Source organism: Mycobacterium palustre (genome assembly GCF_002101785.1).
Lineage (GTDB): Bacteria > Actinomycetota > Actinomycetes > Mycobacteriales > Mycobacteriaceae > Mycobacterium > Mycobacterium palustre.
Genome location: NZ_LQPJ01000024.1, coordinates 41,819 through 59,160 on the forward strand (window position 1 = coordinate 41,819; position 17,342 = coordinate 59,160).

The following is a 17,342-nucleotide window of genomic DNA, read 5'->3' on the forward strand; positions in this document are numbered from 1 at the left end:
ACGAGCCCAGGTGGTCGCATGGTCGAGTGGTATCTGTTCCTCCCGCAGGTGCGGCTGTCGGCCGCGGACATCGCCGAGCGGGCCCGCCGCGCCGAGGCCAGCGGTTTCGACGGCATGGCGTTCATCGATCACCTCGAGGCGCCCGGCCTGCCCGACGAAAGCATTTGGGAGGCAATGGGGATCGCGACCTGGGTGGCGGCCAAGACCGAGCGGCTGCGGATCGGCCACCTCGTTTTGTGCGACGCCTTTCGGCACCCGGCCGTGCTCGCCAAGCAAGCCGTCACGCTGTCGGAGGCGTCGGGCGGCAGGTTCGAGCTGGGCCTCGGCGCGGGATCCTGGCCGGCGGAGTTGGCCCGCTTCGAGGTCGGCGAGCGGGATGCGGTGGCCAGGGTCGAGCGACTCGGCCGCCACCTCGACCTGATCAGGCAGTACTGGGGGGACGACGAGGGCGGGGCGGCCCCGCAGTCGCCGCGCCGGTCCCATCCGATACCGCTGGTCCTGGGCGGCAGCGGGCCGCGGATGATGGAACTCGTTCGCAGGCATGCGGATTGGTGGAACCTGCAGGCCAACCATCTCGACAGGTTGCCCAAGCTCGCCCCGGCCGCGGGGCGCGCCCGGGTGTCGGTCCAGCAGATGGTGGGCTTCGTCCGCTCGGGCGCCGATCCGGACGCCGTGCGCGAGGTGAGTACCCGGCGGTTCGGCAACCTGGGGTCCGGTCTGGTCTGCGGGGCCGCCGACGAGTTGGTGCGGCACTTCGCCGGCCTGGCGGACCGGGGCGTCGAGCGGTTCTACGTGTGGTTCGCTGATTTCGCCGTGCCGGACTCCCTGCAGGAGTTCGGCGAATCGGTGATCACGGCGTTCCCTGGCGCCTCCGACGGGCCTCGGTAGGCACGACGGGCGGCCGCGCGAAGGGGCCGCGCTGCACGGCGCCGAGCCGGATTTCCGGCAGGTCGACCGACGAGTCGACGGTGTCCAACCAGGCGACGGCATCGGCGACGTCGGAAACCTGGATCGCGTACATCTCGAAGGGAACGTCTTGGAGCATCTCGGTTTCCACCGGGCCCGGCGTGACGATGTGCACGCTGATGCCGTCGCGGTCGACCTCGAGCGCCAGGGCGCGGGCGAATGCGTTCATGCCGGCCTTCGACGCCGAGTACGCGGTGCGCGCGGGCATCGGCTCGTGCGCCGCCGACGACGAGATGAACACGAACCGTGAGCCCGCCCGCATCCGCGGCAACGCGGCGGCGGTCAGCACGAAGCACGAATCCAGGTTGGCCGACATGATGGTTCGCCACTGGTCGAAGGTCTGCTTGCGGGCGTAGGTTCCGCCCAGGGCGCCGGCCGCGTGCACGACGAGATCAATCGTCTCCAAACCGCTTATGGCGGCGGGGAATCCGTCGGGATCGGAGGCGTCGGCCACGATATGGCGCGCGCCGATCTCCTCGGCGGCCGCCCGCAGCGGACCCTCGCGGCGCGCCGTCAGCACCACGTCGTAGCCCAGCTCGCTCAGCTTGCGCCCGCATCCTTTCCCGATGCCGCCGCTGCCGCCGGTGACTAATGCGGTCCGCATCGATGTCGAAGGCATCGAATTCCTATTGGAATCAAGGGCGCCGGGCGTCGCGCGGGCGGGCCAGCGCCTGTGGCGACAGCGCATGGATACGTTGATCGGGGTTGCCCATCAGCACGTAGGTCTGGGTGTCGGCGAGGTGGCGGCCCGCGATGCGGCGAGCGCGGTCGACGTCACCCTCGGCGATGGTTTCGGCCAGCTTGATGTGCGTCGCGAGGACCGCGCGCCGCTTGGCCAGCGAGGGGTAGGTGCCGCGCGCGGCGCTCTCGTCTGCCCACTGGCGCTCGTGGCTGGTCCACAGCGTCTCCAGGCTGCCGACCACCGCGATGATGGTGTGGTTTCCGCAGCCCCGGACGATCAGATCGTGGAATTCGCGGCCGATTTCGGTGAACCGCCGGCCGTCCTCGAGGTTTTCGGCCATCGTATCGTTGACCCGCTTGAGCTCGGGAACCAGGGTGTCGGCGCGGTCGGGGCGCTGGGCGGCCAGCGCGGCGCAGGCGGGTTCGAGTTCCTGTAACGCCATGCCCAGGTCGGCGACGGCCACCGACTCGCTCTGCAGCAACAGGCCGAGCATGTAGGCCGCGCTGGTCTTCGCGGGCGCGTGCACGACGGCGCCGCCGCGGTTGCCCCGCCGGACCGAGACCAGCCCCTCGGTTTCCAAGATCCGCAGCGCCTCCCGCAGTGAGACCAGGCTGACGTTGAACTGTTCGACGAGCACCTCCTGACGCGGCAGGAGGTCACCGTCGGCGAGCTCGCCGTCGATGATCTGGCGGCGCAGCTCGTCGGCTACGATTTCGGCGATCCTCGGCGCCGACAGCCGGCGGCGGGCGTCGTGGCCAATTCCCAGGGCGGTCATCCAATCCTCGTGAAACACAACGGGAGAGCGCGCGTGGACGTGACCGCGTGCTCGACTGGCTTAGCTATTTTAGCAGTAATGGTATAAATAGCCGGGTGAGCCGCGGATCCGACACCCGGCCGACACCGCTGCGAGACCTGCGTGTCGTCGAGATCAGTGACCGGATCGCCGGCAGCTATTGCGGCAAGTTGCTGGTCGACGCCGGGGCGCAGGTGCGCAAAATCGAGCCTCCCCAAGGGGATTGGCTGCGCCGCTACTCGGCCACCTGCGCACCGGTGCCCGACGGCGCCACGTCGCCGTTCTTCAGCTACCTCAACGCCGGGAAGCGCAGCCTCACCGTGGCCGAGGGTTCGGGACGCCTCGAGGCCGAACTGGCCGGCGCCGACGTGATCATCGTCACCGCCGGTCGGGCGCGGGCCGCGCGGCTCGGCGTCGACCCGCAACGGCTGCTGGCGGAGTCGCCGCGGGCGGTGCTGGTCACGATCTCCGACTTCGGCTGGACCGGGCCGTACGCCGAGCGCGCCGCCAGCGAGTTCACCCTGCAGGCATGGGCGGGCTCGCCCGGCTTTCGCGGCGACCCGTCGGGGCCGCCGATCTCGATCGGCGGCGACCTGGGGGAGTACATGGGCGGGGTGTATGCGGCGTTTGGGGCGCTGGCGGTGCGCCGCCGCGTCGAGCGCGGCGGCCCCGGCGAGCACCTCGACCTGTCGATGCTCGAGGCGATGACCGCCATGCAGAGCAGCGAATGGCTGCACTCGGCGCTGCTGCGCGTCCCGCCGGTCCGCCGCACCCTCGAAGTGCCCTCCATCGAGCCGGCCAAGGACGGCTACGTCGGGATCACCATGGTCACGGGGCAACAATGGCTGGACTTCTGCGCGATGGTGGAGTGCCCGCAGCTAGAGGAGATCGAGCAGCTGCGTTTCCAGATCGGCCGTTGGGAATACCGCGACCTGATCCGCGACCAGATCCGCCCGTGGCTGGCCGAACGGACCGTCGCCGAGATCGTCGAGCTGGGGCAGCTGTTCCGGCTGCCGATCGCCGCGCTGGGCAACGGTTCCACGATCCGGGGGATGGAGTACGCCACCGAGCGTGGGGTGTTCGTCGGCAACCCCGCCGGCTTTCACCAACCCCGCCCGCCGTGGCTGATGTCCGCGTGCGCGCCCGCCCCGCCGGGCCGCACCCCCGCGTTGGGCGACGCCGACCACGAATCACCTTGGCGCAGAAACGAAGTCGAGCGCGAACCGGCATCGCCACGGGCGCCGCTGGACGGGTTGCGCATCGTCGACCTGACGGCGTTTTGGGCCGGGCCCGCCGCCACCCATCTGTTGGCCGCGTTCGGCGCCGACGTGATCAAGGTGGAGTCGATCCAGCGGCCCGACGGAATCCGGTACTCGGGGGCGATGCGCACCGACGTCGACGACTGGTGGGAGTACGGCTGGGTGTTCCAGGCGATGAACACCAACAAGCGTTCCGTCACACTGGATTTGGGCTCCGACGAGGGGCGGCGCCTGTTTCTGGGCCTCGCGGCCGGCGCCGACGTCGTGATCGAAAACTTCTCCCCGCGGGTGATGGACCAGTTCGGTCTCACCGCCGACGTCCTGCTGCGGGCCAACCCGAAGCTCGTCGTGGCACGGATGCCGGCCTTCGGGCTGGACGGTCCGTGGCGCGATCGGGTCGGGTTCGCCCCCACGATGGAACAGATCGCCGGCCTGGCCTGGGTGACCGGGCTGCCGGAGGCTCCGCCGGTGGTGCCCCGCGGGCCCTGCGATCCGCTGGCCGGCGTGCACGCCGCGTTCGCCGTGCTGGCCGCGCTACAGTTCGCCGAACGCACCGGCAAAGGCCAGCTCGTCGAGCTGCCGATGCTCGAAACGGTCCTCAACGCCACCGCGATCCAGTCGATCGAGTCCGAGGTCTTTGGACGGACGCTGGGCCGGCGAGGCAACCGCGGTCACCCCGACTCGACCCAGAACCTGTATCGCTGCGCCGGGGAGGACGACTGGATCGCGGTCACGGTGCGCGACGACGAACAGTGGCGCGCCCTGGTCGACCTGATGGGCGGGCCGGCCTGGTGTGACGAGAGCCTGGCCACCGTGGCCGGGCGGCGGGACCGAGCCGACGACATCGATCGCCACCTGGCCGAGTGGTTCGCCGGACAGGCGCTCGATGCGGCCGTGGAGCGATTGGCCGCCAGCGGCATTCCCGCCGCGCCCGTGGTGTCGCCGTCGCTGGTCACCGACAACAGGCAACTCCGAGACCGCGGCTTCTTCGAGACCCTGCAGCATCCCAGCTCCGGCGCGGCGCTCTATCCGTGCCCGCCGTTCGCGAAGCTCGCGGGCCAGGATCGATGGCTGCTGCGCCCGCCGCCCAGGCTGGGCGAGCACAATGAGGAAATACTGAGGGATCGCTGCGGGGTGACCGACGAGGAACTGACGTCCCTCGCCGCCGCCGGGGTGATCGGGACCCGGCCCAAGGGCCTGTAAGAGAAGTGGAGGGCAGCTGATGCGCGTGACGGTCGACGAGGACCTGTGCGAGGCCAACGGCTTCTGCGAATCGCTTGCACCGGATGTGTTCGAACTCGGCGAGGCCGACGTCGTGCAGATCGCCGACGGCCCCGTGCCGCCGCGGCTGGAGATCGACGTGCGCGCCGCGGTGGACCAATGTCCCAAGGCGGCGCTGCGGCTACACGAGTGATCGGTCCCGCCGTTCGGTGAGCGCCGGGACGGCACGAGTAGAGAGCGGCGCGGTCAGGCCCCTCGCCGTTCGGTGAGCGAGATCGCCATCTCGTCGTAGATCGACATGTTGGTGGTCAGGTTCGGGTGAGCCACCTTGGGCGGACCGAGTTCGATGTCGTCGCAGCGCAACAGCAGTTCGTCGAACACCGCGCGCAGTTCGGCGCGCGCGAGCATGGCGCCCAGGCAGTGGTGCGGCCCGCCGCCGCCGAACGCCACGTGGGGATTCGGGTGGCGCCCGATGTCGAAGGTGAATGGCGCGGTGAACACCTCCTCGTCGCGGTTGGCCGAGCGCAGCGTCGACACCACCCGCTGGCCCGCCGGGATGCGCTCGCCATCCATCTCGACGTCGACCTTGGTGGTGCGCGTCCAATACGCGACCGGTGTGGCCCAGCGCAACACCTCCTCGACCGCGCCGGCCCGCACCGCCTCCTCGGCCCGATAGCGCTCGAGCTGCTCGGGGTTTTCGACGAACGCCCGCACCCCGACGGCCAGCGCGTTCTTGGTGGTGTCGCTGCCGGCGAACGTCAGCACGAAGAAGAAGAACTCGAGTTCGTTGGCGGGCAGGCTGAACCGCTCGCCGTCCTCGCCGGTGATCACGGCGGTCGCCAGCGTGCTCCAGATGTCGTCGGTCGGGTTGCGCCGCTTCTGGGCGGTCAGCTCCATCGCGTACCCGAAAATCGTTGCGTAGAGCTCGGTGTAGTCCTGCCACCTCGGCCGCGCCCCCGGCGCGTTGGCCTTCAGGATGGCGTCCAGGGAGTCGAAGATCCGTGGCCGGTCGGATTCCGGGATGCCGATGATGTCGCCGATGACCGTCATCGGGAGGGCGTCGGCGACGTCGGCGATCCAGTCGCCGCCGCCCGCTGACAGCAGGCCGTCGATCATCCGCGCGGCACGCGCCCGGATGCCGTCCTCCAGCTTGGCGATCGCCCTCGGATTGAACGCGCTCGAGATGAGCTTGCGGCGCTTGTTCAGCTCCGGGGGGTCCATGTTGATGATCGTCGGGTACGACGCGAACATGCCGACCGGCTGGATGAGCGGGCCGTCGACGGCCGTGAACGCGTCGGTATCGCGGTGCAGCCTGACCGCGTGCCGGTGCTTGGTCGCGATCCAGAACTCCCGCTGGACGGTCCCGGAAAAGAGCCGAGCGACGCCGGGGGTGAGCTCGTGGCGGAAAAGCGGGCGGGTCCGGCGCAACTCGGCGAACAGCTCGTCGGGAAATCCATTGCGCCACACGGCAAAATCGGAAAGATCCACTGCCGCAGCCGTCATCTTCAACCCCGCTCCGTCCGACCCGCCTGGCTCCGCGTTGACGTTCTATGCCTAAAATAGTAAAAATAGACGCGTCGTCAAAACCGCGGGAACCGGGGGCGGCCCAGTCGCTGTGGTCCAGGCGGGATATGGAGTGCTCGTGACTCAAACAGTTTCGGACCCGGCGTCGGACGCGGCCGGCGACCCGTCGGAACGCGAATTCGGACAGTCCGGCATCGCGCTGTCCACCTACCGGTACCCGACGGGCTGGTTCATCGTCGCCTTCGGCTCCGACCTGGCCGCCGGCCAGGTGAAGCGGGCCCACTACTTCGGCGAAGAACTCGTCATCTTCCGCACCGAGTCCGGCCAGGTGCACGTGATGGACGCCTACTGCCAGCACCTGGGCGCCAACCTGGGCGTCGGCGGCACCGTGGAAGGCGAGAACATCGTCTGCCCGTGGCACGGCTGGCGCTGGCGCGGCGACGGCAGCAACGCCCTGATTCCGTACAGCAAGATCGGCTGCAAGAACAACGTCCGCATCCGCACCTACCCGAGCATGGAGTGGTACGGCTTCGTCCTGGCCTGGCACGAACGCCACGGCCGCGCCCCGTACTGGCAGCCGCCGGTGCTGCCCGAGCTGGAAACCGGCGAGTACTACCCGCTGCACCCGCACACCCAGATGCTCAACCGGGTCAAGGTGCACCCGCAGATGATCATCGAGAACGCCGCGGATCCCTACCACGTGCAGTACGTGCACAAGGCGGCGAACCCCGCCACCACCGCGTCGTTCGAGGTGTCCGGCTACCACCTGCACGCCACCGTCAACGCGCATTTCGGTGGCGGCCGCGCGTCGACCTGGCTGACCCCGAACGGGCCCGTCGACGCCAAGATCATCTACGACAACTACTCGTTGGGCCTGGGGCTGGTCCGCTTCCCCAGCGAACTGGTGGCCACCCTGCAGGTCACCGGCCAGACGCCGGTGGACGAGGACTACACCGACTACTTCTACACCCAGGCGTCCGTCCGCGAGCCCGGCGACACCGGCGACGTGCCGACCGGGCGCGCCGCGCGGTTCCTGGCGCTGCAGCGAGAGGTCATCAAGCAGGACTTCTTCACGTGGGAGAACATGAAATACCTCGAGAAGCCCAACCTGGCACCCGAAGAGGCGCGCGACTACGCCGCCCTTCGTCGCTGGGCGCACCGCTTCTACCCGGGCCCGCAGCCCTCACCCGCCGACTTCGGCTACACCGCCGACGGTGAGCCCGACCCGGCGGCCTCCCAAGCCTGATGTACCCCTTGGGCCCCAACGACTTCGGGGTCGACGAGTTCACCGTGCCGGCCGTGCTGGATCGCCGGGCCGAGCAGTACCCCGACCGGGTCATGATGTCGATCGCCGGCGTCGACGTGACGTTCGAGCAGATGCGCCGGCGCTCCTGCGCGGCGGCGAACCTGCTGTCCGATCTGGGCGTCCGCCGCGGCGACTCGGTGGCGCTGTTCACGGCGACGTCCCCGCAATGGGTCTATCTCTGGCTGGGCGCGGCACGCATCGGCGCGGTGAGCGCGGCGGTCAACGCCGCGAACAAGGGCGACTTCCTGCTGCACACGCTTCGGTTGTCGCGGGCCAAAATCATCTTCACCGACGCCGAACGACGGCCCCGCGTCGACGAGGTGGCCGGCGGGCTGGAGACGCTGAGCGACATTGTCGTCCAAGATGATTCGCTTCGGGCCGCCTTGGACCGCGGCGCCGACCGGCCCGCGGCGGGCGGCCCGGCCGGGGCGTTCGAGGTGGGCTGCCTGTTCTACACGTCGGGCACCACGGGCCCGTCCAAAGCGGTCGCCACGACGTGGCATTACCTGTTCTCGGTGGCCGCGACCGTGGCCTCGGCCTGGGAGTTTCGGGCGGGGGAGGTGTTGTGGACGGCGATGCCGCTGTTTCACCTGAGCGCGGCCCCCAGCGTGCTGGCGCCCATGCTCGTCGGGGGAACCACGGTGCTGGCCGAGGCGTTTCATCCCACCGAGGTGTGGGACGACATCCGCGCCCACGGCGCCATCGGCTTCGCCGGCGCCGGCGCCATGGTCTCGATGCTGCAGAACCTGCCGCCGGATCCGCGGGACGCGCAGCTGCCGCTGCGGTTCATTTCCGCGGCCCCCATCGCCGCCGACGCCTACCACGCGATCGAAAAGCGTTACGGCTGCACGGTTGTCACCATGTACGGGATGACCGAGGCGTTTCCGATCGCCGTCAAGGGCGTGGCCGACGCGGGTGTTCCGGGGGCGTCGGGCCGGCCGAACCCCAACTTCGACGTGCGCATCGTCGACGAGCATGGGGGTGCATTGCCGGCCGGCGTCGTCGGGGAGATCGCTTGCCGCGCCAGGCACCCGCACGTGATGAGCGAGGGCTACGTCGGTGCGGGGTCGCGCGTGCAGCCGCACCCGGAGTGGTTCCGCACCGGCGACCTGGGGCGGCTCGATCCGGACGAAAACGGGGGTCAAAACCTGACATATGTGGACCGAATCAAGGACGCGTTGCGCAGGCGGGGCGAAAACGTCTCGTCGGTCGAAGTGGAGACCGTCGTAATGCGCCATCCCGCGGTTGCCGAGGCCGCGGCGGTCGGGGTGCCAAGCGACGTGGGCGAGGACGACATCCTGGTGGTCGTCACGTTGCGCCCCGGGGCCGCTTTGGATTGCGCCGAGCTGCTCGACTTCTGCGCGGCCCGAATGCCCTATTTCTGCGTACCGAGATTCGTCCGGACGGTCGATGAACTCCCGAAGAACGGCATCGGGCGAATACGTAAAGATTTGCTGCGCGCTCAGGGCTTAAATGACGACACTTGGGATCGCGAACAATACGGTTATGTCGTTAACCGCTAAGTTACGTTAGTGTTGCATGAGCCATTGTTCCAGCCATTTTCGAAAGAAAGGCCGGCGTGCCACGATGAGCCTGACCTACCAGGAAGAGCAATTCCTCCAAGCCGCGGTTGGCCGGGGGGCGATCCTCGACCTCGATGCCCGGCACAACCGGGCCTATTCCGAGGGTGACCGCGACCGCTGGATCGCCACCTTCCGCCATTCCGGCGCCAGTTACAGCCGCGACGGCGAAGTGTTCACCGATCTGCGCGCGGCCTTCGACGGCGGGGACGGGCAGCGCTTGGTCACGCTCGATCACGAAATCAGCATCGACGGGATAAACGCCACCCAGCGTTGTGTCGCCGTGCTTTTCGCGGCCATGTTCGGCGAGACCGCCCTGCGGGCGACCGGCACGTACCGGGACACGCTGATCTATGAGCGCGGCGGCTGGTACTTCACTTCCCGTGTGCTCAAGTGGGATTCGGTGCCCAGCCGGCATCCCCTCGTGATGTGAGCCGCGCCGGTACGTGGCTCGCGACCTCAGCTATCAGCTGACCTTCGGCACCTACGAAGACGCGCTGCGAATGGTCGGCGCGACCGGTGAGCCGCGGACCGCGGCGACACCGGTCAGCGGCGCGCGCATCCAATTGTTCGCCGCGATGGTCCACGACGCCAATCGCTCCTATTGGGATGCCGAATTCGCCCGCGCGAAATGGGGCGGTCTGCTCGCCCCGCCGGGCCTTTTGATGGGGTGGCTGATACCGCCGCCGTGGCAGCCGGACGGTAGGCCGCCGGCGGCCTCGCTGGTGCTGCGGGTCCCGTTGCCGGGCACCACGTTCATCAACGCGGCCAACGACGTCGAGTTCCCGGAGCCCATCGTCGAGGGCGACGTGCTCACCGTCGTCGAGGAGTTGGTGTCGGTGTCGCCGGAAAAGCGGACCCGGCTCGGGGTCGGTCATTTCGTCGAAACCCTGGAAACCTATCGCCGCCAAGACGGCACCGTCGTGGCGAGATGCCGAAACACCTTGTTCCGCTTCACACCTGACGGCGCGACGTGAGCGCGGAGGACCTCGACTGGAACCAGATCGACGTTCCCGTCGACCTGCCCGAGGTCGTCGACCACATCAGCTATCAGCGCGTGGTGGAAAACGCCGGGGCGACGTGGGACTATTTCCCGGGCCACTTCGACCCGGCCTACGCCCAAAGCCAGGGCAACCCAACGATTTACGTCAACACCATGCACCTCGCCGGGTTCGCCGACCGCGTCGCGACCGATTGGGCGGGCCCGAGCAGCCGCGTGGTGCGCCGCTCGATGCGGTTGGCGGGCCCGGTGTATGCCGGCGACACCATGGTCGGCCGCGGGCGCGCGGTGGCCAAACGCCGGGATACCTCGGTCGACCCGCCCCGCCGCCTGGTCGACGTCCAGATCGAGGTGACCAACCAGCACGGCGCGCTGTGCTGCCCGGTCGAGATCACGCTGCAGTTCCGGTGATGGATGACGCAGCCCAGCTGCACCTGGCGGTGTGCCGGCGGTTCGGCGAGGCCGTCGGGGCGGCGCACGGCAACTGGGACCGTCGCTCCCCGTGCGACGCGTGGGACGCCCGCGGGGTGCTCGAGCACGTCATCGGTTTTCATGACGTGCTTTGGTTGCGCCCGGCGGGGCTGAAGCCCGACCGGCCGCGCGAAGATCCGCGGGCGCGTTGGCAATTGACCTACGCCGCGCTGGTTGATGCCCTCGAATCGGGCGCGGTGGCACGCCTAAAGGCGCGCGTCCTGATGCCCAACCTGACCCGCGACGTCCTGGTACACACCTGGGACCTCGCCCGCGCCGTGGGGGCCGACGACCGGCTGGACCCGGCTTGGTGCGAACTGTGCTACGCCGGGCTGCCCGCCGACCCGCGGGCCTTGGCGCAGTCGGGAATGTTCAGCGCCCCGTTGCCGGTGGGCGACGAAAGCGAGCCGCAGGCAAGGCTTCTCGCGCGGCTCGGCCGGGATCCGGCCTGGCGGCCGTGACATTCACAGCGGGGGCAATTTGCCCTTGCTGATCACCGTCTGCAGCTCGACGTACTCGTGGAGTCCCTCGGGGCCGAACTCGCGCCCGATGCCCGACTGCTTGAAGCCCCCGAACGGGGCGCCGATGTCGAGGGTGTACATGTTGATGCCGTAGGTGCCCGTGCGAACCCCGGCGGCGATTTCCAGACCGTGGGCGACGTCCGAGGTCCACACCGAACCGGCCAGGCCGTAGTCGCTCTCGTTGGCGATCCGGATCGCGTCGTCCTCGTCGCGGTAGCGCAGCACGGTCAACACCGGGCCGAATATCTCTTCCCGTGCGATGCGCATGCCGTTGGTGGCTTCGGTGAACAGCGTCGGCCGCACGTACCAGCCGCGCTCGGCCGGGCTGTCCTCGCCGCCGAGGACGATGCGGGCTCCCTCCTGCTGTCCGGACCGGATGTAGTCCTGGACCCGGCGCTGTTGCCGTTGGGCGACAAGGGGTCCGACGTCGGTCGCCTCGTCGGCCGGGTCCCCGACGTTGAGGCCCGACATCATGCCGGCCAGCGCGTCGACCACCTCGTCGTGGCGCCGCTCGCTGACCAGGATGCGGGTCTGGGCGACACACGCCTGGCCGTTGTTCATCAGCCCGGCGGTCTTCAGGCCGGCCACGGTCTTGTCGATGTCGGCGTCGTCGAGGATGATCGCCGCCGACTTGCCGCCCAGCTCCAGGCTCACTCGCTTCAGCTGCTCGCCGCACAGGGCGGCGATGCGTCGCCCGACGGCGCTGGAACCGGTGAACGCGATCTTGTCCACACCGGGGTGGCGCACCAGCGCCTCGCCGACGTCGGGCCCGCCGGGCAGCACCGACACCACCCCCTCGGGCAGCCCGATCTGTTCGATCATTTCGGCCAACCACAAAGCGTCCAAAGGGGTTTCGGGTGCCGGCTTGACGATCACCGTGCAGCCCGCGATCAGGGCCGGGATCAGCTTCGGCATGATCAAGAACTGCGGCACGTTCCACGGCACGATCGCGCCGACCACGCCGACGGGCGCCCGGCGCAGGTGCACTTCGCCGAGCACACCCTGGCGCCGTTCGGCCCAGGGAAAGTCGCGGGCGGCCGCCAGCGACAGGTGGATCAGCGATGCCGCGGCCGGCGCCTGGCCCAGCCGGCTGAAACTGCGCGGCGACCCCATCTCGTCGGTGATCAGCTTGGCCATCTCGTCGAGGTGCCCGGCGTAGATCCCGGCCAGCTGCTCGACTTTGGCCATCCGCTCCGCGGGAGTCATCCGTGGCCAGGGACCGCGGTCGAAGGCCTGCCGCGCCGCGGCGACGGCCGCGTCGACGTCCTCGGGACCGGCCGCCGGGGCCTGGCCGACCGGTTCCTCGGAGTGCGGGGAGATCACCGTGAGCCGCTGGGGGTTGGCGGGCTTGCGCCACTGCCCCCCGATGAACAGTTCGGCGTAGCAACGATGGTCGGAATTCTGTGTCATCGGGACACTTCCTCGGGGGTCAGGGCGGAACGCTGACGGTAACTTCGCTATCGACGCTAACATAGCGAAGAAAGCAGTTTGCGCCGTCAGCCGAGGAGACGAAGCGCGACATGAGTAGCGACTGGCGCAGGTACCCCTTCCGCTTGGTGCCCGGCGATCCCCAGCTCGATTTCCCGGCCGCCGAGGGCGAGCACCCCGACCAGGAATCGGACACCTGGTTCGTCGCGAGCCGGCTCGACGCCACCGCGACGGACCGCTCGTTTGCGTTCTTGACCATCTTCAACAAGAACCGGCCGGGCGGCACGGTGGTGGCCGACTTCTACACCATGGCGCTGTTCGATCTCGACACCGGCGACTACGGCACCTACACGGATTACGACATGCCGCCGGCCAATTTGAAACCCGGCGCCCAGCGCAAGCTGGACATGGCCCTGGGGTATCTCGACCTCGCCTATCACAGCGGCGCCGGCACCGCCTCGTGGACCACCTGTCGGGACGGTGACGGAAAATTGCTGCCGTATACCTACCGCGTCAGCCTGGTGGGTGAGGACCGCTCCGGGCGGCCGATGCGGCTCGACCTGGCCGTGACACCCACGCGCGCGCCGACACCGGTGGGGGCGTCCAGCTACAACGGGAAGATCGTCTGCTTCGGCCAGAGCGACACCTATTCGTATTTCCAGACCGGGATGGCGATGACCGGAACGCTGCGCTGGGGCGACGTGGTCGAGCAGGTTTGCGGTAACGGCGGTCACGTCGACCGGCAGTGGTTTCCCAGATACGCCGGAGGCGGCGGAGCCGGCGGGGACCCGCGGGCCCGCTCGCACGAATGGCGCACGATCAACTTCGACAACGGCGTGGATTTGAGCATCTGGCGGCAGTTCGACCGCACCAAAGGCAATGCGCTGCAACCGTTCACCGGTGTGACGACCAGCCATCCCGACCCGGCGGTGCCGCCGCAGTGCGCCGAGGACGTCGAGGTCACCGTCAGCAGCTACGTCCGCTGGCCCGAGACCGTGCGACCGCTGGTGCCGCCGGTCGCCTCCGCGAGATACCTGCCCGACCGGCACCGGATCACCTGCGCCACACTCCAACTCGACATCAGCGGGGAGCCGCTGGTGCCGGCGCCGGCGCACGGCCTGCCCATCGAATACATGGAGGGGCCGTACCGCTACCGGGGAACGCTGTGGGGCCAGCCCGTGACCGGGTTCGCGTTCAACGAGCGCTCGCTGGCGCTGCACCGGGATTGGGAGCTGGTCGAGGTGCTGGCCACCACCGTCGCCAACGCCGAGGGCGTCGCACCGGAACTGCGCGCGGCCACCGAACGGCTGAACCCATTGATCGAAGCGGGCCGCCGCGGGGAGGCCGTTGAGCTGTTGAGAGGGCTGCCACCCCTCGAAAACGCCTCGCTGGCAACGATTGTCGCGGACCTGACCGCGGTGCTGTCGGGGCCGGGCTCAGACGGCTGACGGTGCCTGCGCCAGCGCCCGGGCCCATTCGATGTGGCGATGCTGCAGGCCCGGCTCGTTGCGCCCGAATATCAGGTGGTCGCGCGCACCCGATTCGAGGTTGGCCTGCAGTCCCTCGACCAGCCGGTAGTCCTCGTCGCGCACCGTGGCGTGGGCGTATTCGAAGACCGCCTGGGCGCCGGCGGCCACCGATTCCTCGGATACGTCCAAAGGAGTGGAGTTCTGGTGCACGGTGATCGACCTGCCCGGCCGGTCTCCAGGGTAGATCCGGAACAGCTCGCCGTTGGCAATGGTCACCGACAGCACGATGTTGGGAAACAGCGCGTAGATCACGACTATGTTGTGGAACGGGTCCCACTGCGCTTCGGGAACGTTGTCGAGTTCCAGGATCGTGTTGAGCGGGAAGATCAATCGGTGATGGGGCCCGTACGCGTCGAACACCGTGCAATTGCTGCGGGCGATGGTGGCGAAGGTCTGCCGGTGCACGGTGGCGAAATGGTAGTTCTCCGAGAAGGTGTCGACGGCCAGCTTCCAGTTGATCGGGCAGTCGAGCACCTTTTCGCCCAGCGGCGACCAACGGCCGATGCCCCACGAGTCGAGCTCGTCGGCGAGCGGGCCCAGGTGTGCCGCGACGTCGAGCGTCGCACCCGGATCGAGTGCCACCCAAAGGAATCCGGCGAACTCGGCGGCCGGAAGTTCCGTCAGGCCGTCGGCGTTGAGGGCGGTGCCCCCCTGGCGGCGACCCGCGATGCCGGGGAAGCCCTCGCGACCGGGCAGGCCGACCAACCGTCCGGTGTTGTCGTACGTCCACGCGTGGTACGGGCAGGTGAACCGCGTGGCGCGGCCGCATCCGGTCACGACCGGCGACTGGCGGTGCAGGCAGACGTTGTCGAACGCGCGCACCGAGCCGTCGGACGTCCTGGTCAGCAGGATCGATCGCCCCATCACCGTCTTGGTGCAGTACGCGCCGGGCCCGGAAAGCTCCGAGGCGTAGCCGACCAGCTGGGGGCTGGCCATCAGCAGCGCCCTGTCCCTGTCGTGCCGCTCGACCGAGGTGTAGTCCCGGGCGTCGACCCGGTGCGGGGCGGGGGCCAGGTCGGTCGTCTTGTCGCGGGCCAACTTCAAAGCCCGTCGGGTCAGGTCGATCAGCTGGTCTCGGTCCATGTGCCCAGTACAGACCTTGCGACGGTTGTAAGGTCAAGCGCGTGGCTGAGCAGTTGCTGATCGGCGACGTCGCGGCCTTGACCGGGATCGCCTCGGGCCGCATCCGCCACTACGAAAAGATCGGGCTGGTGCGCGCGGAGCATTTGTCCAACGGCTACCGGGTTTTCGGCGTCGAGCAGGTTCTCGACCTGTTGCGCATCGACCTGATGAGAAGCCTCGGGGTCGGCATCGGCGACATTCAGCGGCTACTCGAGGGCGGGCAGACCACGCTCGCCGATCTGCTCGACGAGCACCGCGCGTTGCTGGTGCGCCAGCGCGACCGGCTGAATGAACTTATCGCAGCGATCGATTCGGCCACCGAGTCCCGCGGGGCGGGCCTCAACGAAGAGATCCTGCGCAGGCTGGCGACGACCCACCGCGACAGCATCGGAGTGATCGGGCGGCTCAGCGCCCCGCTGCCGGCGCCCGTCGCCGTCATGTACGCCGACCTGTTCGACGAGTGGCAGCTTCCGGTGCCGCCGTTGTTCGGCCAGATGGTCCTGCCCCCGGCGGCCAGCACGCTGCTGGCGCAGCTCGCCGAGACGCCCGGGCGTCGCGAGCTCTTCGACCGATTGCGCGGCCTGGCCGGCGACGTGGTCGCCCTCGGCGAAAACGACGAGGCCGCAACGCATCTCGCGCGCGATTGGATCGACCGCCAGCTGGTGAACCCGCTGCCCGACGACGTGGTGAGCGTGCTGCGCGGGGTGCGACCGCTGCTGGAGCGCGACCCGGTGATCGTGCAGGGCTTCCGGGCGTGGGCGGGATCGATCAACCCGGCTGCCGCGCACTTCATCGACGAGATCGCGCGACAGACCGCGCGTCGCGGGCTGGAGGCCGTGAGCGTCATCGTGCTGCCGGGGGTGGCCGCGCCGTGATCGACATGTGACAAATGTGGTTGACGTGTCTGATGATGTTTTTGTCGTACCCTGTGGCGTGTGTCGGTCAGGCGCCGCGACGTCCTCAAACTCGCCGCCGCGACCCCCGCGCTGCTAGGGCTGGGCGTCGCGGCGGCGTCGCTGCGCGCCGCGCCGGCCTCGGGATCGCTCGGCACCCTGCTCGACTACGCCGCCGGGGTGATCCCGGCCAGCCAGATCAGGGCTGCCGGCGCGGTGGGAGCCATCCGCTACGTGTCCGACCGCCGGCCGGGGGGCAACTGGATGCTGGGTAAGCCGATCCAGGTCACCGAGGCCCGGGACCTGAGCAGCAATGGGCTCAAGATCGTCTCCTGCTACCAGTACGGCAAGGGCAATACCGCCGACTGGCTGGGCGGGGCCGCCGCGGGCCTCAAACACGCGCAGCGAGGAATGCAATTGCACGCGGCCGCGGGCGGTCCGGCCAGCGCCCCGATCTACGCCTCGATCGACGACGACCCGTCCTACGAGCAGTACAAACAGCAGATCGTGCCGTATCTGCGGTCCTGGGAATCGGTGATCGGTCACGAGCGCACCGGCGTGTACGCCAACTCCAAGACGATCGACTGGGCGGTGCACGACGGCCTCGGGTCGTACTTCTGGCAGCACAACTGGGGTTCGCCCAAGGGCTTCACCCATCCGGCCGCGCACCTGCATCAGGTCGAGATCGACAAGCGCAGCGTCGGCGGCGTCGGCGTAGACCTCAACGAGATCATCAAGCCCCAATTCGGGCAGTGGGTGTAGAGCGAATCAGAGCCCCGAGGGCCGCGGTCCCAGCAAACACTCGTTCGCTCACCGCCCGGCGCAGCGAACGCGGCCGACCCGACTGACGCGGCGTCAGCGAGCCGTAAGCGACCCGATTTTTTTAACATAACGATTGCATAACAATCGGGCTTTGATCAGGGCAGTTATGCTTACTCGACCGTAACCACCTGCATGCAGGCCGTTTGTCGGCGCCGCCCGTTCGGCCGGTTGAAGCCGGTGTTACCCGGGACACGGTTACCCATGCGTAGAACTCACCAGTAACCG

17 protein-coding genes are annotated in these 17,342 nt (G+C 68.9%); 12 read left to right on the plus strand and 5 right to left on the minus strand.

From position 1 onward, the window contains the following. Positions 1–18 precede the first annotated feature (18 nt). Positions 19–888, plus strand: a complete 870-nt coding sequence (locus AWC19_RS02580) for an LLM class flavin-dependent oxidoreductase (protein ID WP_085076538.1) — start codon at positions 19–21, stop codon at positions 886–888. Here AWC19_RS02580 and AWC19_RS02585 read toward each other — a convergent pair. Both AWC19_RS02585 and AWC19_RS02590 read right to left on the minus strand, forming a co-directional pair. Beyond that, complete coding sequence (locus AWC19_RS02585; protein ID WP_085076539.1) at positions 851–1,570, minus strand: SDR family oxidoreductase; 720 nt, start codon at positions 1,568–1,570, stop codon at positions 851–853. The two genes, AWC19_RS02580 and AWC19_RS02585, sit on opposite strands and share 38 nt — an antisense overlap. Before the next feature lie 31 nt (positions 1,571–1,601). Continuing rightward, positions 1,602–2,423, minus strand: coding sequence for a FadR/GntR family transcriptional regulator (locus AWC19_RS02590; protein WP_085076593.1), 822 nt, complete (start codon positions 2,421–2,423; stop codon positions 1,602–1,604). 95 nt (positions 2,424–2,518) lie between these two features. Between AWC19_RS02590 and AWC19_RS02595 the strand changes: the two genes are divergently transcribed. Both AWC19_RS02595 and AWC19_RS02600 read left to right on the plus strand, forming a co-directional pair. Beyond that, positions 2,519–4,903: a CaiB/BaiF CoA-transferase family protein gene (locus AWC19_RS02595; RefSeq protein WP_372508545.1), complete on the plus strand. Its 2,385-nt coding sequence runs from the start codon at positions 2,519–2,521 to the stop codon at positions 4,901–4,903. Between the two features lie 19 nt (positions 4,904–4,922). Beyond that, positions 4,923–5,114, plus strand: a complete 192-nt coding sequence (locus AWC19_RS02600; RefSeq protein WP_085076540.1) for a ferredoxin — start codon at positions 4,923–4,925, stop codon at positions 5,112–5,114. Positions 5,115–5,167: 53 nt separating this feature from the next. On the opposite strand, the gene AWC19_RS02605 is transcribed toward AWC19_RS02600, so the two are convergent. Further along, positions 5,168–6,424 (minus strand): cytochrome P450, encoded by a 1,257-nt coding sequence (locus AWC19_RS02605; RefSeq protein WP_085076541.1) that lies wholly within the window; start codon positions 6,422–6,424, stop codon positions 5,168–5,170. Positions 6,425–6,563: 139 nt separating this feature from the next. Here AWC19_RS02605 and AWC19_RS02610 point away from each other — a divergent pair, with 139 nt between their 5' ends. From AWC19_RS02610 to AWC19_RS02635, 6 genes are all read left to right on the plus strand, one after another. After that, a complete protein-coding gene (locus AWC19_RS02610; protein WP_211284826.1) occupies positions 6,564–7,691 on the plus strand; it encodes an aromatic ring-hydroxylating oxygenase subunit alpha in 1,128 nt (375 codons plus the stop codon). Beyond that, positions 7,691–9,274: an AMP-binding protein gene (locus tag AWC19_RS02615; protein WP_085076543.1), complete on the plus strand. Its 1,584-nt coding sequence runs from the start codon at positions 7,691–7,693 to the stop codon at positions 9,272–9,274. Before AWC19_RS02610 ends, AWC19_RS02615 begins: the two co-directional genes overlap by 1 nt. Before the next feature lie 64 nt (positions 9,275–9,338). Continuing rightward, positions 9,339–9,764 carry a nuclear transport factor 2 family protein gene (locus AWC19_RS02620; protein WP_085076544.1) on the plus strand — a complete coding sequence of 142 codons (426 nt, stop codon included), beginning with the start codon at positions 9,339–9,341 and terminating at the stop codon, positions 9,762–9,764. Positions 9,765–9,834: 70 nt separating this feature from the next. After that, a complete protein-coding gene (locus AWC19_RS02625; protein ID WP_142280928.1) occupies positions 9,835–10,308 on the plus strand; it encodes a MaoC family dehydratase in 474 nt (157 codons plus the stop codon). Beyond that, positions 10,305–10,742 (plus strand): MaoC family dehydratase, encoded by a 438-nt coding sequence (locus AWC19_RS02630; RefSeq protein WP_085076546.1) that lies wholly within the window; start codon positions 10,305–10,307, stop codon positions 10,740–10,742. The genes AWC19_RS02625 and AWC19_RS02630 overlap by 4 nt, the downstream gene beginning before the upstream one ends. Then, the gene (locus AWC19_RS02635; RefSeq protein ID WP_085076547.1) at positions 10,742–11,263 is read left to right on the plus strand and encodes a maleylpyruvate isomerase family mycothiol-dependent enzyme; all 522 of its coding nucleotides are present in this window, start codon (positions 10,742–10,744) and stop codon (positions 11,261–11,263) included. Before AWC19_RS02630 ends, AWC19_RS02635 begins: the two co-directional genes overlap by 1 nt. 3 nt (positions 11,264–11,266) lie before the next feature. On the opposite strand, the gene AWC19_RS02640 is transcribed toward AWC19_RS02635, so the two are convergent. Then, entirely contained in the window at positions 11,267–12,733 is a 1,467-nt protein-coding gene (locus tag AWC19_RS02640) for an aldehyde dehydrogenase (protein WP_085076548.1), read from the minus strand. A gap of 110 nt (positions 12,734–12,843) precedes the next feature. Here AWC19_RS02640 and AWC19_RS02645 point away from each other — a divergent pair, with 110 nt between their 5' ends. Next, positions 12,844–14,199: a secreted hydrolase gene (locus AWC19_RS02645; protein WP_085076549.1), complete on the plus strand. Its 1,356-nt coding sequence runs from the start codon at positions 12,844–12,846 to the stop codon at positions 14,197–14,199. Here AWC19_RS02645 and AWC19_RS02650 read toward each other — a convergent pair. After that, positions 14,188–15,363: an aromatic ring-hydroxylating oxygenase subunit alpha gene (locus AWC19_RS02650; RefSeq protein ID WP_085076550.1), complete on the minus strand. Its 1,176-nt coding sequence runs from the start codon at positions 15,361–15,363 to the stop codon at positions 14,188–14,190. The genes AWC19_RS02645 and AWC19_RS02650 overlap by 12 nt on opposite strands. Before the next feature lie 41 nt (positions 15,364–15,404). Between AWC19_RS02650 and AWC19_RS02655 the strand changes: the two genes are divergently transcribed. Further along, entirely contained in the window at positions 15,405–16,277 is an 873-nt protein-coding gene (locus AWC19_RS02655; protein ID WP_085076551.1) for a MerR family transcriptional regulator, read from the plus strand. 60 nt (positions 16,278–16,337) lie between these two features. Then, complete coding sequence (locus AWC19_RS02660) at positions 16,338–17,057, plus strand: DUF1906 domain-containing protein (protein ID WP_085076552.1); 720 nt, start codon at positions 16,338–16,340, stop codon at positions 17,055–17,057. Positions 17,058–17,342 lie beyond the last annotated feature (285 nt).

Coding starts and splice junctions, on each gene's coding strand:
- AWC19_RS02580 (WP_085076538.1), top strand. CDS start 19: ATGGTCGAGTGGTATCTGTTCCTCCCGCAGGTGCGGCTGTCGGCCGCG.
- AWC19_RS02585 (WP_085076539.1), bottom strand. CDS start 1,570: ATGCGGACCGCATTAGTCACCGGCGGCAGCGGCGGCATCGGGAAAGGA.
- AWC19_RS02590 (WP_085076593.1), bottom strand. CDS start 2,423: ATGACCGCCCTGGGAATTGGCCACGACGCCCGCCGCCGGCTGTCGGCG.
- AWC19_RS02600 (WP_085076540.1), top strand. CDS start 4,923: ATGCGCGTGACGGTCGACGAGGACCTGTGCGAGGCCAACGGCTTCTGC.
- AWC19_RS02605 (WP_085076541.1), bottom strand. CDS start 6,424: ATGACGGCTGCGGCAGTGGATCTTTCCGATTTTGCCGTGTGGCGCAAT.
- AWC19_RS02615 (WP_085076543.1), top strand. CDS start 7,691: ATGTACCCCTTGGGCCCCAACGACTTCGGGGTCGACGAGTTCACCGTG.
- AWC19_RS02620 (WP_085076544.1), top strand. CDS start 9,339: ATGAGCCTGACCTACCAGGAAGAGCAATTCCTCCAAGCCGCGGTTGGC.
- AWC19_RS02625 (WP_142280928.1), top strand. CDS start 9,835: ATGGTCGGCGCGACCGGTGAGCCGCGGACCGCGGCGACACCGGTCAGC.
- AWC19_RS02635 (WP_085076547.1), top strand. CDS start 10,742: ATGGATGACGCAGCCCAGCTGCACCTGGCGGTGTGCCGGCGGTTCGGC.
- AWC19_RS02640 (WP_085076548.1), bottom strand. CDS start 12,733: ATGACACAGAATTCCGACCATCGTTGCTACGCCGAACTGTTCATCGGG.
- AWC19_RS02645 (WP_085076549.1), top strand. CDS start 12,844: ATGAGTAGCGACTGGCGCAGGTACCCCTTCCGCTTGGTGCCCGGCGAT.
- AWC19_RS02650 (WP_085076550.1), bottom strand. CDS start 15,363: ATGGACCGAGACCAGCTGATCGACCTGACCCGACGGGCTTTGAAGTTG.